Source organism: Arthrobacter sp. ISL-48, assembly GCF_018613805.1.
Taxonomy (GTDB): domain Bacteria; phylum Actinomycetota; class Actinomycetes; order Actinomycetales; family Micrococcaceae; genus Arthrobacter.
The window spans coordinates 282,632-309,174 of record NZ_JAGGPL010000002.1 but is presented as its reverse complement, the minus strand read 5'-3'; the positions used below and the strand labels follow the sequence as shown (position 1 = coordinate 309,174).

24 protein-coding genes are annotated in these 26,543 nt (G+C 59.9%); 13 read left to right on the top strand and 11 right to left on the bottom strand.

Features of this window, described 5'->3' with window-relative positions; translation table 11 throughout:
* A partial coding sequence (locus J7E83_RS03750) for a hypothetical protein (RefSeq protein ID WP_214959167.1) occupies positions 1–319 on the top strand: 319 nt, incomplete at its 5' end.
* Between the two features lie 80 nt (positions 320–399).
* Positions 400–894, top strand: coding sequence for a tetratricopeptide repeat protein (locus J7E83_RS03745; protein ID WP_311379572.1), 495 nt, complete (start codon positions 400–402; stop codon positions 892–894).
* 97 nt (positions 895–991) lie between these two features.
* On the opposite strand, the gene J7E83_RS21495 is transcribed toward J7E83_RS03745, so the two are convergent.
* The 7 genes from J7E83_RS21495 to J7E83_RS03710 are packed head-to-tail and all read right to left on the bottom strand — an operon-like array spanning position 992 to position 10,353.
* Positions 992–2,911: a prolyl oligopeptidase family serine peptidase gene (locus J7E83_RS21495; protein ID WP_214959165.1), complete on the bottom strand. Its 1,920-nt coding sequence runs from the start codon at positions 2,909–2,911 to the stop codon at positions 992–994.
* Between the two features lie 9 nt (positions 2,912–2,920).
* Positions 2,921–4,375 carry an FAD-binding oxidoreductase gene (locus J7E83_RS03735; protein ID WP_214959163.1) on the bottom strand — a complete coding sequence of 485 codons (1,455 nt, stop codon included), beginning with the start codon at positions 4,373–4,375 and terminating at the stop codon, positions 2,921–2,923.
* Positions 4,376–4,377: 2 nt separating this feature from the next.
* Entirely contained in the window at positions 4,378–4,986 is a 609-nt protein-coding gene (locus J7E83_RS03730) for a GNAT family N-acetyltransferase (RefSeq protein ID WP_214959161.1), read from the bottom strand.
* Positions 4,979–6,235: an MFS transporter gene (locus J7E83_RS03725; RefSeq protein ID WP_214959159.1), complete on the bottom strand. Its 1,257-nt coding sequence runs from the start codon at positions 6,233–6,235 to the stop codon at positions 4,979–4,981. The genes J7E83_RS03730 and J7E83_RS03725 overlap by 8 nt, the downstream gene beginning before the upstream one ends.
* A gap of 14 nt (positions 6,236–6,249) precedes the next feature.
* The gene (locus tag J7E83_RS03720) at positions 6,250–8,007 is read right to left on the bottom strand and encodes a M13-type metalloendopeptidase (protein ID WP_214959157.1); all 1,758 of its coding nucleotides are present in this window, start codon (positions 8,005–8,007) and stop codon (positions 6,250–6,252) included.
* Positions 7,997–9,160: a cupin domain-containing protein gene (locus J7E83_RS03715; RefSeq protein WP_214959155.1), complete on the bottom strand. Its 1,164-nt coding sequence runs from the start codon at positions 9,158–9,160 to the stop codon at positions 7,997–7,999. Before J7E83_RS03715 ends, J7E83_RS03720 begins: the two co-directional genes overlap by 11 nt.
* Positions 9,161–9,165: 5 nt before the next feature.
* Complete coding sequence (locus J7E83_RS03710; RefSeq protein WP_214959154.1) at positions 9,166–10,353, bottom strand: cupin domain-containing protein; 1,188 nt, start codon at positions 10,351–10,353, stop codon at positions 9,166–9,168.
* 450 nt (positions 10,354–10,803) lie between these two features.
* Between J7E83_RS03710 and J7E83_RS03705 the strand changes: the two genes are divergently transcribed.
* Entirely contained in the window at positions 10,804–11,373 is a 570-nt protein-coding gene (locus J7E83_RS03705) for a recombinase family protein (RefSeq protein WP_214959151.1), read from the top strand.
* Positions 11,374–12,228: 855 nt separating this feature from the next.
* On the opposite strand, the gene J7E83_RS03700 is transcribed toward J7E83_RS03705, so the two are convergent.
* Together J7E83_RS03700 and J7E83_RS03695 are read right to left on the bottom strand one after the other, a co-directional pair.
* A complete protein-coding gene (locus J7E83_RS03700; protein ID WP_214959149.1) occupies positions 12,229–12,420 on the bottom strand; it encodes a hypothetical protein in 192 nt (63 codons plus the stop codon).
* 250 nt (positions 12,421–12,670) lie between these two features.
* Positions 12,671–13,420 carry a collagen-binding domain-containing protein gene (locus tag J7E83_RS03695; RefSeq protein WP_214959147.1) on the bottom strand — a complete coding sequence of 250 codons (750 nt, stop codon included), beginning with the start codon at positions 13,418–13,420 and terminating at the stop codon, positions 12,671–12,673.
* 238 nt (positions 13,421–13,658) lie between these two features.
* On the opposite strand from J7E83_RS03695, the gene J7E83_RS03690 reads away from it, so the two are divergent.
* The 4 genes from J7E83_RS03690 to J7E83_RS03675 all read left to right on the top strand — a co-directional run bounded on the left by J7E83_RS03690 (position 13,659) and on the right by J7E83_RS03675 (position 18,918).
* Positions 13,659–14,942, top strand: a complete 1,284-nt coding sequence (locus J7E83_RS03690; RefSeq protein ID WP_214959145.1) for a glycoside hydrolase family 76 protein — start codon at positions 13,659–13,661, stop codon at positions 14,940–14,942.
* A gap of 169 nt (positions 14,943–15,111) precedes the next feature.
* Positions 15,112–16,167 (top strand): iron ABC transporter substrate-binding protein, encoded by a 1,056-nt coding sequence (locus J7E83_RS03685; protein WP_214959215.1) that lies wholly within the window; start codon positions 15,112–15,114, stop codon positions 16,165–16,167.
* 4 nt (positions 16,168–16,171) lie between these two features.
* Positions 16,172–17,764, top strand: coding sequence for an iron ABC transporter permease (locus tag J7E83_RS03680; RefSeq protein WP_214959143.1), 1,593 nt, complete (start codon positions 16,172–16,174; stop codon positions 17,762–17,764).
* On the top strand, positions 17,761–18,918 hold the full coding sequence (locus J7E83_RS03675; RefSeq protein WP_214959142.1) for an ABC transporter ATP-binding protein: 1,158 nt from the start codon (positions 17,761–17,763) through the stop codon (positions 18,916–18,918). The genes J7E83_RS03680 and J7E83_RS03675 overlap by 4 nt, the downstream gene beginning before the upstream one ends.
* A gap of 5 nt (positions 18,919–18,923) precedes the next feature.
* On the opposite strand, the gene J7E83_RS03670 is transcribed toward J7E83_RS03675, so the two are convergent.
* Complete coding sequence (locus J7E83_RS03670; RefSeq protein ID WP_214959139.1) at positions 18,924–19,523, bottom strand: YdeI family protein; 600 nt, start codon at positions 19,521–19,523, stop codon at positions 18,924–18,926.
* 83 nt (positions 19,524–19,606) lie between these two features.
* On the opposite strand from J7E83_RS03670, the gene J7E83_RS03665 reads away from it, so the two are divergent.
* From J7E83_RS03665 to J7E83_RS03640, 6 genes are all read left to right on the top strand, one after another.
* Positions 19,607–20,401 carry a VOC family protein gene (locus tag J7E83_RS03665; protein ID WP_214959213.1) on the top strand — a complete coding sequence of 265 codons (795 nt, stop codon included), beginning with the start codon at positions 19,607–19,609 and terminating at the stop codon, positions 20,399–20,401.
* Between the two features lie 56 nt (positions 20,402–20,457).
* Entirely contained in the window at positions 20,458–20,997 is a 540-nt protein-coding gene (locus J7E83_RS03660; RefSeq protein ID WP_214959138.1) for an NUDIX hydrolase family protein, read from the top strand.
* A gap of 86 nt (positions 20,998–21,083) precedes the next feature.
* Positions 21,084–22,055: a DUF6707 family protein gene (locus tag J7E83_RS03655; protein ID WP_214959136.1), complete on the top strand. Its 972-nt coding sequence runs from the start codon at positions 21,084–21,086 to the stop codon at positions 22,053–22,055.
* 81 nt (positions 22,056–22,136) lie between these two features.
* Positions 22,137–22,862, top strand: a complete 726-nt coding sequence (locus J7E83_RS03650) for an SRPBCC domain-containing protein (protein ID WP_214959134.1) — start codon at positions 22,137–22,139, stop codon at positions 22,860–22,862.
* Between the two features lie 34 nt (positions 22,863–22,896).
* Positions 22,897–24,213: a tRNA guanosine(34) transglycosylase Tgt gene (gene tgt / locus J7E83_RS03645; protein ID WP_214959132.1), complete on the top strand. Its 1,317-nt coding sequence runs from the start codon at positions 22,897–22,899 to the stop codon at positions 24,211–24,213.
* Positions 24,214–24,220: 7 nt separating this feature from the next.
* Entirely contained in the window at positions 24,221–25,090 is an 870-nt protein-coding gene (locus J7E83_RS03640; RefSeq protein WP_214959130.1) for a hypothetical protein, read from the top strand.
* Between the two features lie 117 nt (positions 25,091–25,207).
* Here the strand turns inward: J7E83_RS03640 and J7E83_RS03635 are convergent, their stop codons facing one another.
* On the bottom strand, positions 25,208–26,473 hold the full coding sequence (locus J7E83_RS03635; RefSeq protein WP_214959128.1) for a serpin family protein: 1,266 nt from the start codon (positions 26,471–26,473) through the stop codon (positions 25,208–25,210).
* Between the last annotated feature and the right edge of the window lie 70 nt (positions 26,474–26,543).

Sequence of the window (26,543 nt, the reverse complement as noted above, 5' to 3'; positions counted from 1 at the left end):
AGATGGGTATAGGAGACAGCGCACAGACAGACTCGCTGCCCTCGACAAGACCAGAAAATACGGCAGAATAACCAACGTCAACGTGGCTCAGTTTTCAACCCACAAAACGGCTCAGTTTTCGACCATCACTGACAGGGCCAGATCAATATCACCGAACAACCACAAACAGCCACCCAGTGTCGCGACGATGACTGGAATCCCGCCTGTCCCACCGGGCATCGATGAGATTGGTATCCAGTACGGTGAGACCTCTACAAAGTGGTGTGAAAGGACTGCCATACGAATGTCACCACCTAATGGGTCGGATAGGATCGGCTAAGTTTCACCGACACGCTCAACTCCAACCGCCAGGGTTCTCTGGATACGCGTTGAGGACCACTGATCAAGGAGAGATTGCTCGTGACAGAAGTTCAACAAAGGATGAGGGCCATTTTCGCGGCGCGCGACCGAGCGAATATGCAGCCCACTATCGATGCGTTCCTTGATGTTCTCTCGGAACATCCTGACGAACCCGAGGTGTTGTATGAGGTTGGAGGGGCCTACGACACAGATGGACAAGAGAAGACTGCAGCGGAGTACTACGAACGTGCGCTTGCGGGAGTTCTAGAGCCGGAGACTCTTCGCAAATGCTATCTCCAATACGGCAGCACTTTGAGAAATCTAGGCCGCATCGACGAATCGATAGCAATATTTTCTGTTGCTCGGACTGCTTATCCCAACTCCGTCTCGCTCGGAGTTTTCGAGGTACTTACGCTGCATGCACAAGGGAAACGAGACGCCGCTCTTGCCTCCGCCCTTACTCTTCTCGTTGACCACGTCGAGACAGATGAAGTGAAGCGGTACGAAACCTCTATTCGCGCAAATGCGCACTATCTTAGAAATCTCGAAGAATAGATCCAAGCGGAAACCTTTGCATACACAGATTCAAAATTACTAGACCCAATCCGTTTTGACTTGATGCGTTGAGTATCTTATGCATAAAACAAACTTCCTACCCAAGAGTTGTTTTTAGCCAGTTGATTATTTGCTCGTAGCGATGGATGCGAAGTCCGAGGGGTCCAGACCTCGAACTTTCGTGGTCTCCAGCGCAGAACACCAACATGTCGACTTCTTTGTCGAATAATTTAGCTTCAAGAAAAAATCGCCTCGCTTGTTCGAACGGGGCATGTTGGTCACCGTCGGAATGCACTATCAAGAACGGACAGTCTAACGCGCTAACGTGAGTAACAGGACTTTGTTCTTTCCAGGAGGGTTTGTCGGCTCCCCACAGAGCGTTCACGACATTCAGACCATCGTCGCTGGCGCCAACGTAGCTGTCTAACGAGTAGCATCCTCTCTCCCCGACGGCTGCCGCAAAGACGTCCCTAGTAGTGCACGCCAGCCAAGCCGCCATGTATCCGCCGAAAGATCCACCCATGACGCCGACACGAGCCGGGTCACCGCCGAAGTTAGCCAAGGCATGATCCCTAAGAGCTTGCAAATCTCGGCTGGTGACGTCTGGGAGATTTCCGGACGCCCCCGTAGCGTGGGCCACACCGTACCCGGCTGAGCCCCGTGGGTTTCCAATTACGACAAGGAATCCCGCCGCGCAGAGGATTTGTGCTTCCTCAAATGATCCGGGACCGCTCATTGTCGCTCCGAATTGTGTGTAGGGCCCTCCCTTAACCACTTGCACAACAGGATGAGGTCCAAGGCCCTCCGGCACAAAAACCCATCCTTGGACAGTCACGCCTGGACAACTTTGTACGCTTATTTCCACCGGCTTAGTTAACTGCGTAGACGAAACGAAGTCGTCGCCAAACCGTGTCAGCTTCGTTACAGCCTTTCGCCTCCCAACGTAGAGATCGCCTGCAGATCCAAAGTCAGCAACTACAGCAGCCCAGATCAAGCCCTCAGCCGTCTTCTTTATGTCGAAACCGTTAACCTGCCCTGCGGGGGCGAACAGCAGTTCCGCTTCATCGCTCACTCCATTGAGACTTACGCCCCCTAGTGGTACGGAGCCTTGGTGATCAAACGCGATATAAGCCTTTTGGCCGGCCACTCGCAGAGTCTGAGATACGTAACTCAAGCTATAGAACTCATCTGAGACACGGCGCAGGTCATTCTCTGTAGAGGCTGAAGTTGTCCATACGCCGAAGCTCGCAAAACCGTCGCTGTAACCCTCAGCAGCGAGTTTCGAGCCAGTGAGTACTACATCGTTCCCGTCTACGGAGAAGCAGGGAAACATTGGCTCAAAGCCTCCGTGAGTTATCGGCCAGGACGTATCGTTGCGTAGATCAGCGACCCACACGTCAGACCTCGCACTTAATGCATTGCCGGATCCGTTCCTAGACACGTAACAGATCCGCGAGCCGCTAGGATCCCAGGCGATCTGATCATCATGAAAGACGTCATGAGTTACCTGTCGCACCAGCCCGGAGTTCAAATCAACGACGTGGATCTTGCGTTTTTCCGAGCGGTCAAAGCCTGTGGACGTGTCGGCGAACGGGTGATCAGTAACAAGTGCGATGCCATGCTCTACGTTTTGGCCAGCGACCGAACGGTAAGCAGTGAAAGCCATGGAGCCACTATCTGGTGCCCACTCAAACTCAAAAATGCCACCATTGGCAGAAGTAGCCTGCTGAAGTATTTTAGATTCGACGTTCCATATGAAAATCTGCACAGCTCCGTCGACCGAGGGCCGAAGGAACGCTATTGATTTGCCGTCGGGCGACGTCTTTGGAGTTACGTCCGAGCCATCACCAGGAATAAAGGACGTAGTTTCGCTATCCGTGTGGAAAATCATGACCTTCCGAAAATATGATCCGGTCTCCGGATCTGCTTCCGTGATTCCAACACTGCCGATACTTCCATCGATCGATAGTGTAGGAGTGCCTAAACGACTTAGACCGATTATATCTTTGGCTTTCACTGAATCCCCTTAAACCGCAAGCCCGAGACTACTTAGATTGTGCTGTACCCATGGTGTTGACTCCCAGCCTTGGCCGTTCGCATCAGCGCGGTTATGCATGGGATGGTGTTGACCATTGACAAATGCGACGACGGCAGCAGCAATAGATGGAGCCTGCGCGAACCCACCCGTGTTGTTACCCCCGGTGATAACCAATTGACTCTTACTTCCGGGAGATACGCTAAAAAGGCCCAGACCGCTTGGAGTCCAAGGACGAATGCAGAAGCGCGACTCCTCTGCCAGCCAACTTCGGCCCCCAGCAGCTTCATAGGCTTCTGGGGCGAGTGTTCGAACTAGATCGTCTAGATCACTACGAATAGCCTGGAGACTCTTCTTGTCGATATTCCTTGGATCAGTACCCACGAATCCATAACCAGCACCGAAAATGAGACGAGACGCTGCGCCTTCACCTTGCACAGTAATGTTGGCGTCTTGGGCGACTGCTGATCGGCGATGAATTTTAAGCGATGCATTTTGGCCATATACGTTCGGGACGTCGTGCCACAAGCCAGCAACTCCAGCCAAGGGAACTTGCACCCCTGTGGAAGCGAGAAATTTTTCACCATAGACCCCAGGCGAGCAGATTACGTAGTCTGCGGTAACAAAGCTATCGTCGGCTATTACGCCTAAAAAGCCATGTCGACTGTCGGTGCAGGCTTCAGTAACATCTACTGAGAAGCGAAGGCTACTGCCTGACGCTTCCAACTCATCCGCGACCAGTGCCATCAAGTAGTGAACGTCAAGAGTAAAGCCTCTTGTTATAAGGGCGCCGGCTAGCCGAGTCGTAGTCTTAGGCGTGACCATCGGAATCCGGTCTTCAAGGTCCTCCGGTCTAACCGTGGCCAGGAGTGAACTCAGCTTTATGTGACGCTGCTCGGCGCGTTCGAGGTCGTCTGACTCGTCGTACAGCCTGAGAATCTCGGGCCTATACGATAGTTGCTCGCTTACCGGCAAAGAACCCAGTATGTGCTCCCACAACGGGGCCGCTTCCATATTGAACTGAAGAATCTTCTTCTCCAGCCGCGTAGCCTGTTCTGGGGATACCTCCATATGAGTACGCGTCCATTGGCCGTCCTCTGGCCTGCCGCGGTCGGAGCGAATGTCCCAGCCCCCCTCGGACGGGCGGCGATCGAATACAGAACTCGACGGTGCGAACCTGTTTTGCTGAGACAGGGACCTGTATTGATCAGCCTCCGTGTAAGTGAACATACGCGCTGCCATACCTCCCCTCGATGCCCCATAGGAATCCCAGGCGCCCCCAGATCTAGGATCAGGAGACCTATCGAGGACGGTGACCCTAGCTCCCAATCGGGAGATAGCCAGCGCGCAGATCGCGTTTACTACACCAAACCCAACAAACAGAACGTGCTTGCCACTCAGTTCAGAAGTGTCCGATGTCTGGAAAATATTTTCTGGCCGGAGCAATCTCAGCTCCCTTTCAACTCGAGTGTCTTATGGTTATTTGAAGATGCGACCCACAGTCCGTGGAGAGCTGGTTTGGGATTTTTGCTAAACGGCAATGCCCGGAGAAAGTCGCCATCAGAAACTTTCACCATACCAATTCGAGACATGACGGCCGCGCTGCGGAAATTTGTCACCGTTGTATAAGCAAAAATCTGCTGAATTTCAGAGTGCGAGAACGCCACATTGAGTATTTTGTGTGCCGCTTCGGTTGCAAACCCCCGCCCCCAACTGCCTTGGGCAAGGCGCCAACCGATGTCCAATCGAGAAGCTGCGTCCGGACCCCAACTCGACAGGCCAAGCCCTACTGCTCCTATTGCTTGGGTGTCGGCTGATTCTCGTACGGCCAACATGCCGTAGCCATTCTCTAACTCCCGCCGCCAACGGTCAACGAGTGAATCCGAAGCTTCTTCGCCAATTGGTCCGCCGAGGGGCGACATTACCGCTGGATCTCCGTGCCAATCCCTGGCGTGCTGGTAGTCCGAGTCAGTCCACCCAGTAAGAGTCAGTCTGGAGCTAACGATTTTATCCCTGGGCTCGAATATTCTCGGAACTTCCGCTGAAACTCTAAACATCCGTCTTATCAACGCGCAGTAGAGTTTTCCTTAGGACCAGAATTGACACTGATGCGGCAAGGAGGGCGGCCCATCCAATAACCGTATAGCTCAGCGCTGGCCCAGCAACTGCCAGGAGTACACCGCCAAGTAGGTATCCTGTCATGGGGGCTGCATTTGAAACTGCACCCAAAGCAGCAAACGCCTTGCCTCGATGTGCAGAAGGCGAATTCAGATTTATGACCACGTGAAGACTGGTCGCCATAGCTCCGTTACCAAATCCTCCGAGAATGCTCACTGGAAGAAGCCAGCCGACCGAGAAGACCATGCCGGAGAGGAGCAGGGCCGCACCCATGCATACATAGGCGATGACGATAGTTAGTGCGGGCGGCCTATTCTCCATGCGACCGATAGCCAGCGCACCAACAACCAGACCAATCATCCAGAAAGTTCCTACCAGGCCATAGTCAGCCTCAGAACCGCCCAATACATCTCGAACAAGGAAGACTGACAATACGTTGTTGATGCTGACGCAGGTCACGACTAGTCCCGTAGTAAGCAAAAGAGGCCCGAGGAGCTCGTGTCGCCAAGCGGAGAAATTATGTGGACTTCCGGGCGTCTGGGCGAAATCCGTCTGATTGGTTGTTGACGACTGATTTCCGGGCGCGCTGCGATTAAGCCTCGTTCGTAGTGCGAAGGTACCGCCGACTACTGCAATGAAACTACAGGCGTCAACAAATAGAGCACCTGATACTCCAAAGCCTTGGACCATAAACGCCCCTACAGCCGGCCCAGCCAGCATCCCCAACATCGCTCCAGTCTGAGAAATGGAGGCGGCCTTGGCCACGTTCTTGGAGCCGACCATGCTTTGAGGTAACGCTCCAAAAACAGGACTAGTGACTGCAAGTCCAAGACTCAACAGGAACAGTCCCCCAATCAACGTGAAGGGGCTGGGCCATATTGCCATTGCTACACAACCGGTTGCCTGAAGGAGAGCGGTGGAAGAAACTAGTGCCCGGCTGTCTATTCTGTCAGCCAACCTGCCGACCAACGGGGCAAAGAGAACCGCCGGCGCGGTTGAGGCCACCAGCGCCGCAACAACAAGCGCTTGGGAATGGCCCTGACTCTGCAGATATAAGGCAATCGCGGTGGCGGCGGATAGATCACCAATGAAGGAGATGAGCCGCATCCCGCCGAGCAGATAAACATCAAACCATCTGGGCTTAAAGGAGGTTGATGCCCCCGACACTTCTTGTGCGGTTCCAGTCATTTCTACTCCTATGCTTAGGATTTCAGGTTTATGAGCGCCGGTGGAACGTCACAGCGAACGCGATTTGATGGATGTGATGCAGAACTCGAGAAGGGTGAGCCTATGTTTTCACGCCAGCGTGCAGCCCATGCGCGATCGAAGTCCTGCGGAACGGCGGCACCATGGAGGATACGAAGTGCCGCGGAACGAGCCCACTGGTACCCAAGAGCGTCAGCGGCTAGCTCGCGGGCGTGCCGCATTCCTACAGATTTGATCATCGCAGGCGATAGGCGCTCCGATGTGGCAGCGAATATAGAACTTAAACCCCAAACCTTCGAGGCAGCTTCCAGATCAGACTCACCTGGAAGCACGGCATGCGCTAACTCATGACCAAAAATTGTACCAAAAAATGCGTACATATCCGCACTGACTAATCCCGTGCTAATGACCGGCTGCCGAAGGACTGCCCAAGGTATGACAATTGCATTCCTACTGCTTTGATAATAGGGAACGGCATCAAAAGAATGCACTTGCCATCGCACCCTAGCAGGGTGCGGCCCCCTAAAGGAGTTAATTGCAGACAGGCCTCTCGCCCAAGTCACCGCAGCACAGACTGTACTTATGTTCATTGGCAAAATCTCCGCTGACGCACCAACTGGATCCTGCCCTAGTTCCAATGTCACTGAACCCATCCGGCTCAGAGCGACATCGATCCCGGCATTTCCAGTCATTCCTGAAGCCGCCCAGGCGGCGGCGGAGGCCTTAACGTCGAGCGCTATTTTCCGTGCATTTTCAATAATTCCCAGCTCTTCTTGTTCGGCCGTGTAGGCCTTTTCAACGATGTGAGGTAGGACGGTCTTGGCCAGGGAAACAAAACGACTTGGCCTACTCCGAACAGAGTAAATCCCGAATCGGCGACCGGCAAAAAACCGAGAATTCTTCTTTAGTGTATCGTCAGATACAAAGGGAATGAATTCCAGCGCCATTCGCCATGCCAGCCAGGCTTTTATAGTGGTTAGTCCGACCGACCACAGTGAGTCAAGGCGACGATGCAACTCATCGGGCAGAATTATTTGATCCGACGTGCAGCCAGCCGCTTTAGCTAGCTGAGATAGAAATTCGTCCCGAGGAAAAGAACCTCGCCACTCCTCCTGAGGAACTGTTTCCCGATGCCAAAGACTCTTTTCCAACCGAACGACGTCCTGCGGTCCAACGGACCCAAAAAGCGTCGCGTCGGCCCCAAAGACTGCCATGACCCATTCAATGTGTTTTGAGTACTCCGTCAATGATCTGGCGCTGGAATAGTCTTCCTTTGGGATGGGCGTCTCTATAAGGCGGAGCACGTGAACTTCTTTACTTCGTGTTCTCATTGCTACGCTGTATAGAGGAACGGCGAAAGAATTCTTGATACCGGACACGAAATACATCAATAGCTGTGTTTGATCGTGCAATGACGCGATCTCACTGATCCGATCTCGGCAGTAGACAAGTTCTCGCTCCGTTGAAAAGTCGTCGACAAACAGCCGCCAAAGTCGCATTAATTCATCTTTTTCGCCCCAACTGATACCAACGTCAGCTGATCCTTGTAGAGCCTTTTGTAGAGCCTTTTCAGATCGCAGCTCGGCGGCCTTTCCAAGCGAATGGAATAGATTCACTGGAGCATCGCCAGAAGTCACCCAGCTTTTGTGCGTTGATGCATACATGCTGACGGATGAGGTGATTTTGTCTTCGGAGGAATCTTTCCAATTTCCCAAAAGAACCTCGTAGTCTTTATCGATCAATTTAGGAGCCAAGTACCAACTCAAGAACGCCCAGGCGTGCAAAGGTTTTTGCTGCTTTCAATGCCGCCGGTAGATCTAGGTGGTTGAAAATCTGTGCGGCCGAGAAAACGCCCGACCTGAGTCGCTGGTCCTGAAGCACCTCAAATGTCTTGTGGGGGACAGTTACGACGATACCTTCGATACTGAGTCTGAACTTCTGGCCCTCTTCCTCTCCAACAACTGATGTCGGCACAGTGGTTCTTTGAAACAGTGAGTCTGGGCCTGCTCCGGAAACACGTTTCAGATCAGCGAGCGTCACCTTTTCGCGCTCTCTACGATTCACTTGCGAAAATACGGTCGAGGACTTCGGGTGTAGTGAGTCTAGTTTCGAAAGGGCATGCAACTCCGCCTTTAGTGCGGTTAGCATCTTTACCTGCTCGAAGTCTGATTTTTGATGACTTGCGTCGACTATTGCCTTTTCGATAGTTTCGCCGAAGTGCGAGAGCAAGTCATCCGCGGCTCGTTCGTCTGCAGGCTCATGGACCGTGACAGAAAGGTGAATGCTCTGCTCACTACTTGCCGTGGCCTTATGCGGAGTGCCACGCGGAAGTATCAGTAGATCACCGGGCTCAAGTGTGGTTACCAGGATCGGTTCCCCGAGGTCATGTTCGGTGAACGTCTCTGCACCTAGTGACCGTCTGGGCCAAACCTTCCAATCCTTTGTGCCCTCAGTTTGAACGACCACTACGTCGAGCGGATCACTGTGGGGGGCAAATCCGCTATTGCCAGGCGGAGTGGTGAAAACAACGGCATTTGCCTCAGTCCCGGAGTAAGCCACCATGGTTTTCAGTAATGAGCGCACGCTCGGACTGAGATCCTCAAAGCTGTTGATGCAGAGGGTAGCGCCGCTGAGGAAAAGTTGCATCACGGAGACATAATTTACGGTTGAGTATTTCCGGGCTTCGCCGACGACATCGGTGTATGCCTCGCGACGTATTGCGTCACCGCTGCGGCTCATTCGTACATATTCAACCGGCAGCAAGGGGCTCTCCAAAACATCGTCCACATCTTTGGAAGACAACAGCGTTGGAGAACCGTGCTTGACACCTGCGCGAATGACACTAGGTCGACCTTCTTGCAACCCCGCAAATATTTCCTTGTACGGCAACTCCTCATCAGCGGACACTACTTCTACGCTCCCTTGGCTTCTTCGAAGATGCCGGCACGAACCAATGAGCGGGCCATTTTGGTGCCACGTTCCTCGTCGCTTCCGGGCATCAATTTTTCCAGGCTGGTCGTCTCGCCAGCCGCGATCCCGTCGAGTCGCCCACCGAGCTCCTTGGAAACAGCGAACTTGAGTCCGGCAATTAGTACCTGTACGCGGCCGTCTTCAAGCTGAGTAGTTTCATATGGAGTATTGGTACGAACCACAGCAGTGGCGTGACTTAGCTGGGCAATCCGATGGCTGTCTGCGAAAACCGAACTGGTAGACGACCCCGGCAGCTTCTTTCCACTTTCTCGATACCGCTCCCACTCTTCCCCGATGTCCATCGATCGGAGTTGACTGCTAAGTTCTTCCACGAGTTCTGTCATCTTCTGGAAGGCGGCTTCACTGCTTTCTTCAGATAGCGGGGGATACTCGTCGAACTTGCTTTGATCAAGAATCCGAGTGACGCTCTCCTGCAGAAGATCGTTCCACATCCGAGGTCGCATCATTACAGACAGGTGCAGCGATGGTTCTCCCTCTGCTTCCGTGGCATGCGGCGTGCCGTACGGAAGATACAAAACATCTCCGGGCTTGAGGCTCTCCTCAATCACTGGTGCGCCGAGCTGAGCTTCCGAATAGCTGGCGCTCTCCCCGCGACGCTCATCGGCGATATTCCAGAGGCGCCACTTCTTTGACCCGCTCAACTGAATAATGAATAGATCCACACCGTCATGGTGGACTGGATATCCCTTTTTTTCTGCGGGAGTGAGGAAAGCAACTGCATCCGTTCTGACCCGCATCGCCCTATTAATCTCACGTGTAAAGTCACGGACCTTTGGAACGATCTGGTTGACAGATGCCCAGGTGATGGTCCCGCCTGCCCGGTAGAGAGAGTGCAGCTTTTCGGGGTCGACGACTCCGCTAACCGTCTGTCCTTGAACCTTTATATCTTTAGTATAACCAGGCTCTGGTACACCCGTACCGTTCAGATTGACCTTAATGTAAGGGAATCGTACTACTTCGAGGTTAAGAAGATTATCCATGTCTTCGAGGGACAGAACATCCTCGGCGACATTTGGAAGAACGTTCTTGCGAAAGAGCGGTTTCTTGTTGAAATAGTTGGCTTGGAAGTCGGCCATATCGCCGACAAGCGAAGTAATTTGAGTGTTCAAAGGTTTCCTTAGAGGGTTTAGAGAAAACCGGCGCATATAGAACATTTTCTATATGCGCCGGCCTAGCTTTTGCGAGTCGATTAGACGATGTTTACGTACATCGACATAGCGAGCAGCTCAGTGTTCGTTTCGATGAACTCGATGTCATCGGTGTGCTGGATAGCTTCCATTTCTTTGTCACCCCCCAAGGCAGATCAGTTGTGCAGCTACAGCCTTACAGTTCACTTTGCATTTGGCAAGTATGTAATCCGATCTTTTTTCTGTGCTATAAGTTCAGCCGGATTAGAAAACTTGACTTTTTATTTTTAAGTTCTTGTGATAGGCAGCTATCGTGGTTTTCAATAACCACCCTTTTTGCATTGATGGAGTTTCGGAGTCAGCTTTACTTGATTTCTTATTGCTAAGATCCAGCTTGATAGAGTCCTTTTTCAAAACCGTTGGGGGGTAGACATGTCGTCAACGAAGATCGTTGGGTATGCCGTGGTCAGTGCGCCCAATGAGGCAATAGGCACGAGGCGAGACAGACTCATTGCTGCCGGTGCTGAGGAAGTCTTCCAGGACTTGGCAATAAGTGTGGGCGGGGCTCAACCACGGTGGCTAGAATGCATGGGCCGGCTTCAAGCTCGGGATGTACTGCTTGTCACGGAACTCAGCCAGCTTGGGCGGAGCAGCCTTGAGCTGGCTTCGATCATTTCTGCGCTGGGTGAGATGGACATCGGATTTCGCTCCCTCGCAGAGCCTTGGCTCGACACCACGACTAGCGACGGGGAATTGATTCTCAGAATGTTCGATGCCCTTGCCGAGTACGAGCGCGCAAGACGGTCACAACATACCAGGAGAGGCTTGGAAGCTGCCCGAGCGAAAGGGAGAACCGGCGGACGACCAAGGGTCACAACAGTGGCCATGTTGGCCCAGGCGCAGAAACTTCGCTCTCAAGGAAATACGCTAAAGGAAATAGCGGACGCGCTCCGGATCAGTCTGTCTACGGTGTCGCGAGTACTTGCCGCGCGCGACAATTAGACGGCTCGTCCCTCTTCCGGCAATGTGGCTGTCGCGAGATGCTGAACATGCTCGCGACCGTGGCTGACTGTGAGCGGCATTTGATCGTCGAACGCGTGTATGCCAACATCGCTGCAGCGAGAGAGGGTGGCGCCCGGTTTGGTCGGCCGTTGTCCGATCCTGTCGTGACAGCCGACAAGCTCGGTTCGTAACTGAAACCGCACGCAAGGCCGCACCGCTGAAGAAGCGGTGCGTCTCGTCAGGTGGCGCCGGGCCAGGCTCTACCGTCACCAGCAGGCCCTCGCGGCTCGCGAGAGCTCAACGATGTAGCTGCGTCATGGATGGCAGTGAGCGGTGACGAATTCTTCGATTGCATGCCGAAGACAAGATCACGCTAGCAAGGATTGCCCGGGAAACCGAGATCATTCTGCGCACGCTGCAGAAACAATCTGGCGGGCCATGAGCCCCGATTCAGAAGTCGCCAGACCATCGAGCACGCGAGGAGGGACGCGCCAATGGGCAGATTTCTCCACATTCATCATTTCGTCTAGCGTTCGAGTCCGCAGTGTTCCAACCTCCGGCCTTTGCCGCCTTGCTTGGCCATCTTTGATGTCTGGGCTAATGACGGTTTCTGTGCAACGGCGGCCACGGGACGGGTGCCCTGGTGCTTTTCTGCCAGGAGCCGTGAGGTTACGGCTTAGCGGTCGCCCTTGCCTTCCAGGCTTTCGGCTGGCTGCTGGCGCCGTTCTGTTGCATCCCACGCCGGTGTATCCCACGCCGGTTCGCTTCTGTCTGCCCAGTCCTGGCGGTTTGCGGGCGGCAACTGCTGCGCCGGCCACCACCTCATCGGTGCGAGCGGCCGACGACTTGGTCCGTTCACTTTGGGCTTCGGCGGGCCTGCTGTGCCCTGGCAACGGCCCCGGACACGGAGGCCTCGTCCGCTCCGGTGTTGTTCACATCGATGCCGTAACGGTTTTGCACCTGTTCGCTGATTCTCCCGGCAGCATGGGCGGCTTCTGGGTCGTAGGCCTTCCATGCCGTGGCGGTCTCATGAACCCGTTCGATCATTCCGGGGTCGCTTTATCCCACCAGTCCTCGCGTCCGACGGAGCCAGCTGGGCCCGTGCCGCAGCGCGCTGGGCGTCAAAGCGTTCCTGCAGCTCCCGTGCCCGGTGTTCCTCTGCGTCGGCGATGGTGCGCTGTTCCTATGTGCACATTCTGGCAAGCTGCTCGCCGATGCGGCTGGCGACCATCAGCCCGGTACGCATCGACTCGTCCACTGCATCTTCCATTCCGTCTGTTTCGCTCATGCTCTTCCCCTATCGCTGGATGCCTGGATTGTTCTGCCGGTGGGTTTCCTCGGTCCGTGACTGCGCTCCCTGCAGCTGCGGTGCATCCGATCGGGTCAGAACTGGAGGTAGCGGTGAGCCGCCTCGTGAACGTTCGACCAGGAGCCTTGATTTGAGGGCTTCCTCGGACGCTTCCGGGTGCTGTTGGCGCAGCGTCTCCATCGACATCGGCTGTACCTTGAGTGTCTGTGCGGTGGCGCTGGCTTCGACAACGTTGGTGGCCGCCGGGACGGCCGTAGAAAGTCCCCGGACCCGGCGCAGATCGTCGGTGGCCTTGTCCGTGTCACGCATGGCCCGGGCAGTATGGGCAAGCTGCCGAAAAATGAAGGCGTAGGCGGCGCGGTCGCTCTTGGACGCCGCAGCCAGGAGGATCATGGTGGCCCCGCGTGCGGACGGCAGAGACACTGCCGGGCGTGCCGGGTACAGGCGCAGCTGGGCGGACTTGGCGAGCTCTCTGATCTTGATCGCGCCTTGGCTGAGGACCTGCAGCGCGCCGGTGGACTGGGAAAGATCTACTTTCCCTCCGACCAGCAACGCGACTGCGGTGCTGGTCTTGAACGCCACATTGGTTCCGGAGAAGCTCAGGTTGCCGCCGACGGCGACGGGTCCTTCGCTCTCCGCGTTGATGGTGACATCGCCAAACGAGACCACGTTCCAGTCGGCATAGGCGGCCAGCGGATTAATGGGTGTCGTCGCGGGGCCGGCGACCGCGGGGCTCATGGAGAGCAGGCCCGCGGTGAGAGCGGATACGCCTGCTAGGGCGAATGAGATATTCCGGAGCCGGCGCCGTCCATTGCGGTCAGCCTGGGTTGAGGGGGGCAGGGGTACGCAAAATACAAATTCTGTTGTGAAAAGTGTTTATTGCTCCATCCCGCCGGGCGGCGGAGAGACCGATTAGATCAAAGCGGCCGTGGGATCCGGCCGGAATGCCGCACCTCTGCCTACTAGGCTGAAAAACATGACCCCGCAGGACGCTTATCCGACTGCCGCCGATTGGGCCGCCCGGGCCGATGAGGCGGCGCGCTCGGTCACGGCACTGTTCGGGCAGCGGCTGTTCTTCCTGCCGGGAACCCACATCGGAGCCATCGTCAGGCCCTCGCACCGGGTGGACAACCTCTTTCGCCCATGGCACTACTGGTGGCAGGCACACTACGTTGACTGCCTGGTGGACGCCGGAAACCGGGAGCTGGGCAACGGCGCAGTTCCCGGCGCAACCCCGGCTGCCCAGTTCGACGGAGGCGCCCCGGCCAGTGCCGGACGGCTCGCCTCACGGCTCCTTACGGGCATCAGGCTCCGCAACTTCCTCACCTTCGTCAACAGCTACTACGACGACATGGCATGGCTGGCACTGGCCACGCTCCGGCTGGAAGAACTTGCCGAAGTGACCGGCAGGCCCCCACAAAGCGGGCCAAGCCGCCGCAGTGCCCACATCCGCAAAACTTTGACCCGGCAGTTCGATTCGGCCTCGACTGACGACCTTGGCGGCGGCACCTTCTGGAGCAAGAATCGGGACTTCAAGAACACGCCGGCCACGGCACCCGTCGCGCTCTACTACGCCCGGACCGGCCAGCCAGCCAAGGCCCAAGCCCTTCTGGACTGGCTGGATGCCAGCCTCTTTGATCCTTCCCAAGGGCTCTACCTGGACGGGTTGCGGATCGGCTCCACTGGTGACGTGGTGGTGGAGACCGCCATCTACACCTACAACCAGGGGCCCGTGCTCGGGGCGCTCCTGGAGCTCGGCGGGGAGGCGAACCTGGCACGGGCCATCACGGTAGTGGAGGCAGTGGACCGCACCCTGACGGCCCCGCCTGTGGTGAGCGGACAGGACGGCGCGGGCGCCACAACCACTGCCGTCGGCACGAACCGCACGGTCCTGCGGTGCGCCGGAACGGGCGACGGCGGACTCTTTACCGGGATCCTGTGCCGCTACCTGGCACTCGCCGCGGCCGACTCACGCCTCCCGGAGCCCGTCCGGGCAACAGCCGCCCGGCTCGTCCTGGGCACCGCCGAAGCCTTCTGGGCCGGACGACGCCACATTTCAGCAGCGGAACAGCTCAGCGGGCACCCCGCCAAACACCTGCCCGGACACCCCGGGAAGCACCAGGGAAACCTGCTCTTTTCCGTCCACCCCCAGATACCTGCGGAAGCAGCCTATCCACCGGGAACCGCCGTCGAGCTTTCCACCCAGCTGCAGGCGTGGATGGTCCTGGAGGCCGCCGCGGCCACCCAGAAAAGCCCCTGACGAATTAAGTCATGCAACAGTTACGTAATTGATGTGATCCTGATCACTTAATGTCATTCCGGCTTGGATGCTTAGGTTTGGCTAACCTACAGTTTCTCGGGTGAGCACCCCTGATACCCGGCTCACCAGGACAACGGTCCAGCAGACTTTTCCCCAGAAAGTAGCCCTCATGAAGATCCGCACCAACGCCCTGGCCGGCATCGCACTTGCCGCCACCGCTGTACTCGGACTGTCCGCCTGCGGCGGCGGCGCTACCCCGGCAGCATCGGGCTCCGCTGCCGCGGGCGGCCCTGTCTCCGGCGAGATCACGGTCTATAACGCGCAGCACGAAAGCCTGACCAAGGAATGGGTGGATGCCTTCACCGCCGAGACCGGCGTCAAGGTGACCCTGCGCCAGGGCTCGGACACCGAGCTGTCCAACCAGATCATCCAGGAAGGCGCGGCCTCCCCGGCCGACGTCTTCCTCACGGAAAACTCACCAGCGATGGCGCAGGTGGAGAACGCAGGCCTGTTCACTGATGTGGACAAGGCAACGGTTGCGCAGGTTCCCGAAGAATTCCGCCCCTCCACCAACAAGTGGACCGGAATCGCCGCCCGCTCCACCGTCCTGGTCTACGACAAGACCAAGCTGACCGAAGACCAGCTGCCCAAGTCCATGCTGGACCTGGCCAAGCCTGAGTGGAAGGGAAAGTGGGCCGCTTCGCCGTCGGGCGCCGACTTCCAGGCCATCGTTTCCGCGCTGCTTGAACTCAAGGGCGAGGACGCGACTGCGGAGTGGCTCAAGGGGATGAAGGAAAACTCCAAGGCTTACAAGGGCAACAGCACCGCGATGAAGGCCGTCAACGCCGGCGAGGTGCCTGCCGCGCTCATCTACCACTACTACTACTACGGCGACCAGGCCAAGACCGGCGAGAACTCCAGTAAGGTGACGCCGTACTACTTCAAGAACCAGGACCCGGGCGCCTTTGTCTCCGTCTCCGGCGGCGGCGTCCTGAAGACCTCCAAGAATGCGGCAGCCGCGCAGGCGTTCCTGAAGTTCATCACAGGCAAGAAGGGCCAGGAAGTGCTGCAGAAGGGCACGTCCTTCGAGTACGCGATCGCCTCCGACGTCCCGGCCAACGACAAGCTGGTGCCGCTGAAGGAACTGCAGGCCCCCACCGTGGATCCCGCCAAACTGAACTCCCAAAAGGTCACCGACCTGATGACCAAGGCAGGACTGCTGTAATTCAGTGACCACCGACCTAGCGGCTCCGCCCACAGCGGCGGGCACGACGACGGCGGGCCGGGGCAAGAGCCCCCGCCCGCCTTTCGGCGTTTCCGCGGTGTCGGTCCTGGCAGTGCTGATCGCACTTTTTTCCCTCCTGCCGCTGGGATACGTGGTCTACATGACCGCGGCAACCGGGTGGGACACCGCCGTCGGACTGATCTTCCGGCAGCGGGTAGGAGAGCTGTTGCTCAACACCGTGCTGCTGATGCTGGTCACTGTTCCCCTATGTCTGGTTCTGGGAGTGGGCGGGGCCTGGCTGGTGGAGCGGACCAAGTTGCGGGGCCACAAGATCTGGGCGGTGCTCCTGGCCGCCCCGCTGGCTATTCCGGCCTTCGTGAACAGCTACGCCTGGGTGTCCGCCGTTCCGTCCCTGGAGGGGCTGGGTTCGGGGGTCCTGATCGCCACGCTGTCCTATTTCCCGCTGGTGTATATCCCTGCGGCCGCCACGCTCAGCCGGCTGGATCCGGCCATCGAACAGTCCGCCGCAGCCCTCGGACTCGGCGCGTGGCGTGCCTTCTTCCGGGTAGTGCTCCCCCAGCTGCGGATAGCGATGACGGGCGGGGCGCTCCTGGTCTCCCTCCACCTGCTGGCTGAATACGGCGCATTCGCCATGATCCGCTTTGACACGTTCACCACCGCGATCATGGTCCAGTTCCAATCCACCTTCAACGGCACCGCAGGGAACATGCTGGCAAGCGTGCTCGTGTTCTTCTGCCTGATCCTGCTGCTCCTGGAGGTCCGCAGCCGCGGCTCGGCCCGTTATGCCCGCATCGGCTCAGGTGCCCAGGCCAAGGCCATGCGCCTGCCCCTGCACGCCTACCAGGTCCCGGCCCAGCTCTTCCTGCTGGCCCTGACCGCCCTGGCCTTCGGGCTTCCGCTGTTCTTTGTCCTGCGCTGGACTATCGCTGGCGGGAGCGGAATCTGGACGGCCGACGAGTTCCTGCCGGCACTCCTGCAGACCCTTGGCTATGGCCTCGCCGGAGCCGTGGTGACCACCGCCGTCGCATTCCCCATGGCCTACCTCGCCGTCCGGCACCCCAGCTGGTTCAGCAAGTCCCTGGAGCTTTCCAACTACGTCACCAGCTCCCTGCCGGGCATCGTTGTGGGCCTGGCATTCGTCACCGTCAGCATCCGCCTTGTCCCTGGCGTGTACCAGACGGCCGGGGTATTGGTTGCGGCCTACGTCCTGCTGTTCCTGCCGCGGGCGCTGGTGAACATCCGGGCCGGGCTGGCCCAAGCCCCCAAGGAGCTGGACGAGGCTGCGCAGGCCCTGGGCAAGCCGCCGCTGCAATCGTTCATCCGGGTAACGCTGCGGCTCACCGCTCCCGCCGCGGCTGGCGGCGCGGCGCTGGTATTCCTGGCCATCGCCAACGAGCTCACAGCCACGCTTTTGCTCTCCCCCAACGGCACCCGGACGCTCGCCACGGAGTTCTGGAGCAAGAGCAGCGAAATCGACTATGCCGCCGCCGCACCGTATGCCCTGCTGATGATCCTGCTCTCCGCGCCTATGACCTATCTCCTCTTCCAGCAGTCCAAGAAAGTGGCCGGACAGTGACCGAACAATCCCCCTCCAGGCTTCCGGAACCACGGATCGCGCCATCGGTGGCACCCACCACCAACAGCCACCTGCAGATCGCCGATGTCACCAAAAACTTCGGGTCCCAGGACGTCCTCAAGGGCGTGAACCTGTCTGTGGCCAAGGGCGGGACCACGGCAATCGTGGGCCCGTCAGGCTCCGGCAAGACGACCCTCCTGCGGCTGATCGCCGGCTTTGAGCATCCGGACACCGGCAGCATCTCGCTGAACGGCACCAAGGTAGCGGGCGACGGCGTCTGGCTGCCTGCGCACAAACGCCACATTGGGTATGTGGCCCAGGACGGCGCCCTGTTCCCCCATCTCACCGTGGGGCAGAACGTTGCCTTCGGCCTTGACACAACCAGACTCCCCGGCGGCCGCAAAGCCGTTGCAGACCGGGTCAGCGAGCTGCTGGAGATGGTCTCCCTGGACCCGGCCATGGCCAGACGCCGCCCGCACCAGCTCTCCGGCGGGCAGCAGCAACGAGTGGCCCTGGCCCGAGCGCTGGCCCGGGAACCCGAGCTGATGCTGCTGGACGAGCCTTTCTCCGCACTGGATGCCGGGCTGCGCGTTGCCACCCGTCGTGCGGTGGCAAAGGTCCTGAACAAGGCCGGCGTCACCACCATCCTGGTGACGCACGACCAGGCCGAGGCCCTCTCCTTCGCGGACCAGGTGGCCGTGATGCGCGGCGGCAAGCTGGCCCAGATCGGAAACCCCTTTGTGGTGTACACCCGCCCCGCGGACCGGGCCACGGCGGAATTCCTGGGCGACGCCGTCATCCTGGATGCCTGGATGGAAGGCTCCCTCGCCACCTGCTCACTGGGCGGCATCCCCGTCCGCCGGCCGCCTGCGCAGGGCCGTGTCCAGCTCATGCTGCGGCCGGAGCAGATCCGTATCGCCGAGGACGGACCCATCCGCGGCGTCGTGGTGGATACCGACTACTTCGGCCCGGAAACCACGGTGCGGCTCAAACTGGCCGTACCACCTGAGCTGGAGGACGGGGCGGACCACCGCTATCCCGGCGGCGGAGAAATAATCACCATCAGGCACTGGAACGCCTCCATCGCACGGCCCGGGATGGAGCTCTGCCTGCGCGTGGTTGGCGAAGCCGTGGCCTTTCCGCTGGACGACTGAATTCCTCAGCCCGCGGCGGGCTTCTTCTGCTGTGGGTACGGAGCCTCACCGCGGGCCAGCATCTCCACAAAGCCCGCGATCTTCCTTTCCCGCGTTGCCGCCTGCTTCACCGAATTCGTCCGATAGATCAGTGCATAACGGTTCACGGACGTCAGGACATCGAACATCGCCTGCGCCTCCGGGACGGCGGCTATCGCTGCGGCAAGATCGGGCGGGACCTCCGCCGTCGCCTGTCCCGCATAGGCAGACTCCCAGCGGCCGTCCGCCTTGGCGCTTTCGACAGCGGCGCGGCCGGCGTCCGCCATCTTCCCGGCTGCCTCCAACCGGGCAACATGCCCCACATTCCGCTCGGACCAGGGGCTTTTCGGGCCGCGGCGGGTCATGCGCTGGAAGTAGCTGCCGCCGTCGCGCTTTTTGCTCTGCCCGTCGATCCAGCCGAAGCACAGCGCCTCATCAAGGGCCGCATCGTAGTCCAGCGCGGTGACGTCGCCGCCCTTCTTGTGAAGCACCAGCCACACCCCGGGACTGTCCCGGTGATTGGCTTCCAGCCAGGACCGCCACGACTCGGCGTCGGGCACCAGCAGTTCCTCGAGTTCAATGGCCATGGGCCTATTCTGCCCCGGGCGAGTCCTATTCGAGTCGTGGCATGATGACCATATCCGCGCTGTCCCGGATTCGAGGAGAAACCATGCTGCGTGTCCGCCCCGTCCACTTCACGTCCCGAATGGAACCCTGGGAACAACTGCTCACGGTCCTGGGGCTGGCCAAAACCGCGGATGACGGCTCCTGGCGCGAGTTCGACGCCGGCGCCGGCAGGCTTGCCCTCCACCTCGCGGAAGCAGGCGCGCCGAATGACGGAACCACAGTCCTCGGCGTCGAGGTTGGCGATCTTGCCGAGTTCGCCCGGCGCACCAACCAGGCCGGACCGGAGGCCGGCAGCACACCGGCCGAACTGATTGATACGGACCACGGCGAGTCCTGCCGGATCACCGGCCAGGACAGCTTCAGCTTCCTGGCGGACCCGGCCGCCCGCACGGCGGACGGCAGCTGGGCCACGTCTCAGCACGCTGACGGTGCCCTGGCCGTCGTCGGAGTCTGGTTTACGGAGGAGCCCGCCGCTGCCGCGCAGACGCTGAGGGACATTGGCGCAAGGTTCCGCCCCGTCCCCGATGACGACGAAACCGCCGACTTCACAGCCAAGAACGGCGGGGTGCTGATGGTGCGCCCGGCTTCCGGCCCGCCGCGGTCCGGGCTGGGGTTTGAGTACGACGGCGACCTGGACACCTTGCGCGACCGCCTCACCGCCGCTGGGCACGAGGTGGGCGTGACTGAGGAAGCCTTCAGCCGGACGCTTCACATCGCCAACCCCGACGCTGCGGTGGACGACGCCGCACATGGAACAGGCCTCCCGGTGCCGCCCACCCTCTGGATTTCCACGCGCCGCATCAAAGGCTCAGATGCCGGCGTTGCGGACGACGCTTAGAGCGCGGAATCCACCCCTCACCGGCCGGCAGCCGTCTGATGGGGTAGAACTTAACCATGAACGTTCGCACACCTGACCCGAATCCCGGCTGGCTCTCCGCAGAGGACCTCTTTGAGGCACGTGGGAGGCTCCCCATGGTGTATGTGGAAGCTGTTCCAGTCAGGCTGGATCCATTGGGATTCGTGAACGAAGTGGGCACCCTGCTGCAGGCCGACGAGGACGGTGCCATGATCCGCTCGCTCGTGTCCGGCCGCGTCATCTACCGCGAGACCATTCGCGCCGCCCTCCTGCGCCACATGGAGAAGGACCTGGGCCCGCTGGCCTTCCCGCAGCTCCCTATCAGCCCGGTTCCCTTCACGGTGGCCGAATACTTCCCCGCCCCGTCCCAGACGGGATTTACGGACGAGCGCCAACACGCCGTGTCGCTGGCTTATGTCATCCCGGTGACCGGTGAATGTGAACCCCGCCAGGACGCCCTTGAACTGACCTGGATGACCCCCGAGGAGGTGCTCAGCCCCGGCGTCCAGCTCGAGTTCAGCGGCGGACGCGGCGCACTGATCCGCCAGGCGCTGGCGTTTGCGGGAGTGGGCTTCTGACGCCCTCAGGCGACCCGGCGTCCCCGACTTCCGGGGTCCTCCTTTGTAGACTGTAGGGCGGACCGCAAGAGAACTTAAGGACTCCCATGACCGAAACCCCAGCCGCCCGGCACTACAGCGAAAAGCAGGCTGGATCTCTGAAGACCGGCGATCAGCTCCTTCTTCCCGACGGCAAACGCACCGCAGAAATCCAGCAGGTGGAGTTTGAGTCGGACGATTTTGGCGCCCCCGCCCTGGTCGTCGCCGGCCTCTCCGGCGGTGGGACGGTGCGCATTGCCGTGGACTCCTCAGTGCAGGTTCTGGATGTAACGCCCGACGGCGTCACCCAGCTTCCGGTGGCGGAGAACCCCCTCAAGGAGGCCGGGTCAGCTCCGGCGGCTCCCGTCGTCGTCGTGCCTCCGCTGCCTGCCATCCCGCCCGCAGCGAGTGGCCCCACCGCGGAAGAGCTCTCATTGATTCCGGCACCGCAGGGGACGCCCGAGGCCGTGGTGGGGGCCGTCGCCGAAGCCCACCCCGACGCCGTCGGGGTGCTGCTGCTGGCCGAGAAGCTGGCCAAGGGGATCAACGTCAAGTCCGGGAGCTGCCTCAAGGACCTCAGCGACCTGGCCCACGAACTGTTCATTACCCTCAAGGATCCGGACGGGTCGCTGGCCGTGGCCGACCTGCTCAATGTCCTGCCGTTCGACGGCAATCCCGGCAGGTGGGCATCGGTAGAGGCGTCGTTGGCGCTCTCGAGCTACATCTGCCGGCAGGACGGGAGGGAGGAACGCGCCGAGGTGTACGAGAAACTGCTGCGCACGCCGGAGAACCAGGAGACGGACCCGTTCAAGGCGCGGATGAACGCCAAAGTCCGCCAGCGTTCCCTGAACGAGCCCAACCTGTACGACAAAGAGATCTTCCGTTCCATCGACAACTCCAACCACGAGGCCGAGCGGGAATGGCGGCTGCTCCGCCTGGAATCCCTGCTCTTCCTGCGGGCGCACGGCGGTTCCGAGACGATCGGCCTCACCGAGCTCCAGCGCCGGATCAGTAACGAGCTCGAGGCCGTCCGCGCCTGATCGTTCCAGCCTTCGGGGTGCCATGGCGCGGCTTGGCAACTGCCCCTACCCGGCGCTGTCCCTGAGTTGTACATTCGGGCTATGACGAACAATCTGAGCGTGGTGATAAATGCCGACGCGCCGCAGGTCTGGACCATGCTGCGCGAACCGTCCAAGGTGGCCCAATGGCACGGTTGGGAGGCCGATGACCAGGCCGCCGAAATCAACGAGATCTACTTTGGCAGCAACGTTGTTGAAGCACCGGACCACACCAGCCTGACCACCAACGGCGGCGACGTCTTCGAGCTTAAACCCGTTGCCACCGGGACCCAGGTCAGCGTGACCCGTGCGGCCTTGGACCACAACTCGGAGTGGGCCGCCTGGGACGAGGACGTCACCCAGGGATGGCTGACGTTCCTGGAGCAGCTCAGGTTCGCCCTGGAACGGCACCCTCACGGCAAACGGCACACATCGTTGTTCGAGATTCCAGGAGGTTCCGGCTCCGCCATTGAGAAGCTGGGGCTATCCGAGGTGCCTAAGCCCGGCGAGAACTACGAGCTGACGCTGGGCACCGGGGAGGAGATCTCAGGCAAGGTGTGGTACCGGAGCAACCACCAGGTCGGGCTCACCGTCCACGGCTATGCAGAACATGGGGACGGCCTGCTGATTGTGGCCGACCAGCCCGTCATGGAGGAGATCCGGCCCGACGGCGGCGCCCTCGTGATCGTTTCCACCTACGATCTGGGTGCCGCCAAACTAGAGTCCTTGCGCGCCCTCTGGCAGGGCTGGCGCTCTGAGAACTACCCCACATCCGGGCCGCCCGGCTGAGGGATCCGGGCTGGTAGCTGGCACACTGGTAACCGTGTCAGCCACCCCTGCGCCCGCTTCTGCCGATCACTCGGCTTCCGACCCTGCCGCCCCGTCCGCGCAGTCGGAGTTCTCGTTCAGCGTCGGCAGCCGGTTGAGTGACAGTTGCTCGCCGTCTGCGGCCCAAATCGAACAAAACGGCGGTGAGTTCCTGGGCCGGACGGGAACCATCACCACTCCCCATGGCCGAATACGGACGCCGGCCTTCATCGCCGTCGGAACTAAAGCCACGGTGAAGGCTGTGCTGCCGGAATCCATGGCCGATTTGGGGGCCCAAGCGCTCCTGGCCAACGCCTACCACCTGTACCTGCAGCCGGGCCCGGAAATCCTGGACGAGGCGGGTGGCGTCGGTGCGTTCATGAACTGGCCCGGCCCCACCTTCACGGACTCAGGCGGGTTCCAGGTCATGAGCCTGGGCTCGGGCTTCAAGAAGGTCATCGACATGAAGCATGTGGATACATCCGGACCGGACGATGCCGTGGCTCCAGGCAAGGAACGCCTGGCCCATATCGACGACGACGGCGTCTGGTTCAAGAGCCACCTCAACGGCGACCGCCACCGCTTCACCCCGGAGATCTCGATGCAGGTCCAGCACCAGATCGGCGCGGACATCATGTTCGCCTTTGACGAGCTGACCACGCTGCAGAACTCCCGCGGCTACCAGGAGGAGTCGCTGGAGCGGACCCGGCTGTGGGCCCTGCGCTGCCTGGAGGAGCATTTCCGGCTGACCTCATCGCGGACGGGAAAGCCGTATCAGGCGCTGTTCGGCGTGATCCAGGGGGCACAGTACGAGGACCTGCGCCGGAAGGCCTGCCGGGACCTCGGAGCCATGCCGTTCGATGGCTACGGCATCGGAGGTGCCTTGGAAAAGGAAAACCTGGGCACCATCGTGCGCTGGTGCAACGAGGAGCTGCCGGAGGACAAGCCCCGGCACCTGCTGGGCATCTCCGAACCTGACGACATCTTTACCGCCATCGAGAACGGCGCGGACACGTTCGACTGTGTCTCCCCCACGCGAGTGGCCCGCAACTCCGCGTTCTACACTCCGCAAGGCCGCTTCAATCTCTCTGGGGCGAAGTACAAGCGCGACTTCGGTCCGCTGCAGGAGGGCTGCGACTGCTACGCCTGCTCGAATTATTCCCGGGCCTACATCCATCACCTGTACAAGGCCAAGGAAATGGTCTCGGCCACCCTCATCTCCATCCATAACGAGCGCTTCGTAGTGAAGATGGTGGACGACGCCCGGCAGGCCATCGAATCGGGCCGCTTCTTCGAGTTCAAAGCCGAGACCCTGGCGCAGTACTACCCGTAGCGCACGTGTGGCACCTCTGGGCTACAACGCGCGAAGTATCAAGCAGCTCCTTGCGTCCGGCGCGCTGGTGCGGCTCCGCTATGGGTGCTACATCAGAGCCAGCCTATGGAAAAAGCAGGAACCAGCGATGCGAAGCCTGCAGCGCATCCATGCCCACGCCCACGGAACACGTACGACGTCGGCGGGAGACTTCGCTTACTGCCACACCTCGGCAGCACGCCTCCACCGCCTGTACCTCTGGGACGTGGACGACATCGTCCATGTATTGCAAAGGATTTCGCCGTCCAGTGAACGCCATGGCAAGGACGTGCTGTGCCATACGCGTCCCTTCACACCACATGAACTGGTGATAGTGGACGGGCTTCGCACAACGTCACTGGAACGTACCGCCGCGGATTGCGCCATGTGGCTTCCCTACCCGAAGGCGTTGATACTTATGGACCAGGCCCTCCGCCGCGGAGCCGATCCCACCTGGCTGCAACAAACAGCACGGTCCCTTGATGGCCGGAGGGGAATCTGCACGTTCCGAAAAGTCCTGGAAAACGCCGACGCACGGTCTGAGTCAGCGGGTGAAACCCTCACCCGCGAGCTGATCCACAGGCTGCGCATCAAATCTCCTCAGCCCCAGCTCGAGATTCAGACAAGGGCCGGAAATCATCGCCTTGACTTCGGCTGGAAAGAAGAAAAAGTAGCGCTGGAGTTCGACGCCAAGACCAAGTACTTCGACTACAAACCCACGGCAGAAGTGCTGTTCCAGGAGCGCCGACGGGAGAAGGCCCTGATGGAGGAAGGCTGGCGCTTTCTGCGGGTGGAATGGAAGGACCTCTTCCGGGAGCAGGAATTCAAGAACCGGTTGCTGCGGGTGCTGCTGGATTAGCCCTCCCACCGAGCTCGCCGGAAGCCGTCCAGTTCGCCGGAAACTTCCAGCGAACCCGCACGCTTCCGGCGATTTCGCGCTACTCGGGCGCTGGAGCCCCGGCCTTGGCGCGCATCCTCAGCGCGGATCAGCGACTTTCCCCATAAACAGCGGCAGCCCCGTCTCAACGTGCACGATCTGGTATTGGAACGGCCGGTCGAAGCTGATGGTCCGCTGGGAAACCACAACTCTCCCGCTCACGGCCTCAGCGTTGATCTGCGTCACGGCGGCGGCGATGGTCCCTTTCTCGGCCACGGTGATATTGGCCGCCTGGGCCGCCTGGGTAATCCGCATCCCATGCTGGATCGCATTGAAGTCCTGGGAGGTGGCGAGGGTCCTGCGCAGGCCCAGAGCGCCCAGAACCTCCCGCAGGTCAAAGTTGCTTTGGTGATCCCAGGTTGGAAGCGCGAGCTGGACGCTTTCCGTGCCCGCAGCTCCCAGCGCTTCCGCGATCTTGGCTAGTTTCTCCGGGCCGAAGCCGTCAACGGCGTCAGTGCCTGCTTCCGGCAGAACCAGCCGCATGACGAATCCTTCACCAAAGGGCAGGTCCACAGCCTGCCAGCCGGCCCCCTCGGCGTAGGACATGTCCTGCAGTCCGTGCATCATCGGGACGTTGACTTTTACGCCGCCGGCCTTGGTGAATGGTGCTTCCGACGTGGCGTTGGCGCTGAACGGCGTTTTCCAGGCTCCAGCGAAATACACCGCATTGAGCACACTGAACGTGTTGTCAGGATCAAAAGCAGCCGGCGCTTTTTTGATCCGGCCACCGGTATTCTTGTCCACCCAGGCGTCGATCGCGGGGCTGGTGGTTGCTTCATCGCGGAAGTCCACCGGATACACACCGCTCCCATACTGCTGTGCCAGGGTCTGCAAATATGCCTCGCCCGTAGCAGTGTTCTTGTCGACGAACAGTCCGTTGGCCGCATGCATCAGGGGCTTCAATGGCGGGTTTGATTCATCCACTGAGCCGGGATCGCCGTCGAACTGCTCAAGGGACGCCAAGAGCGCGTTCATGGCCTCGTCCCGGTTGGCCGCCGGAAGACCGAGCACGGCGTCCATCTCGGCCGCGGCTTCGCCGGAGGCGCCTGCTCGGAGCATGGCCAGGGCGATCAGCAGGCTGCCCGGCGAAGCGATGACATTGCCCGCTCCCCCATCCCGCAGGAGTGCATCGCCCAGCTTGAGGGCCGAAGCCCGGAACGCTGAAAGTTCGCCAGTGACAGCGGAACGGTCCACCGAAACCCGCTCAACGCCGTCGGCCTTCAACATCGCGGGCGGCGGCGAACAGGCTGTCAGCACCAGTACGGAGCCCAACGCCAGAATCCTCGTAAAGCGTAGCGTTTTCATTGCCACCCCCGGCCGACAACGGCGGGAACCCGCCTGCTCCCAGTCAAGCAGCGACGGCGGCCGGAAACGA

Bases quoted from the DNA above. Each gene is read 5' to 3' on its own strand.
- J7E83_RS03685 (WP_214959215.1), top strand. From the start codon at position 15,112: ATGAAGATCCGCACCAACGCCCTGGCCGGCATCGCACTTGCCGCCACC.
- J7E83_RS03655 (WP_214959136.1), top strand. From the start codon at position 21,084: ATGACCGAAACCCCAGCCGCCCGGCACTACAGCGAAAAGCAGGCTGGA.
- J7E83_RS03725 (WP_214959159.1), bottom strand. From the start codon at position 6,235: ATGACTGGAACCGCACAAGAAGTGTCGGGGGCATCAACCTCCTTTAAG.
- J7E83_RS03670 (WP_214959139.1), bottom strand. From the start codon at position 19,523: ATGGCCATTGAACTCGAGGAACTGCTGGTGCCCGACGCCGAGTCGTGG.
- J7E83_RS03635 (WP_214959128.1), bottom strand. From the start codon at position 26,473: ATGAAAACGCTACGCTTTACGAGGATTCTGGCGTTGGGCTCCGTACTG.
- J7E83_RS03705 (WP_214959151.1), top strand. From the start codon at position 10,804: ATGTCGTCAACGAAGATCGTTGGGTATGCCGTGGTCAGTGCGCCCAAT.
- J7E83_RS03690 (WP_214959145.1), top strand. From the start codon at position 13,659: ATGACCCCGCAGGACGCTTATCCGACTGCCGCCGATTGGGCCGCCCGG.
- J7E83_RS03650 (WP_214959134.1), top strand. From the start codon at position 22,137: ATGACGAACAATCTGAGCGTGGTGATAAATGCCGACGCGCCGCAGGTC.
- J7E83_RS03695 (WP_214959147.1), bottom strand. From the start codon at position 13,420: ATGAGCCCCGCGGTCGCCGGCCCCGCGACGACACCCATTAATCCGCTG.
- J7E83_RS03700 (WP_214959149.1), bottom strand. From the start codon at position 12,420: ATGATCGAACGGGTTCATGAGACCGCCACGGCATGGAAGGCCTACGAC.
- J7E83_RS03665 (WP_214959213.1), top strand. From the start codon at position 19,607: ATGCTGCGTGTCCGCCCCGTCCACTTCACGTCCCGAATGGAACCCTGG.
- J7E83_RS03660 (WP_214959138.1), top strand. From the start codon at position 20,458: ATGAACGTTCGCACACCTGACCCGAATCCCGGCTGGCTCTCCGCAGAG.
- J7E83_RS03730 (WP_214959161.1), bottom strand. From the start codon at position 4,986: ATGTTTAGAGTTTCAGCGGAAGTTCCGAGAATATTCGAGCCCAGGGAT.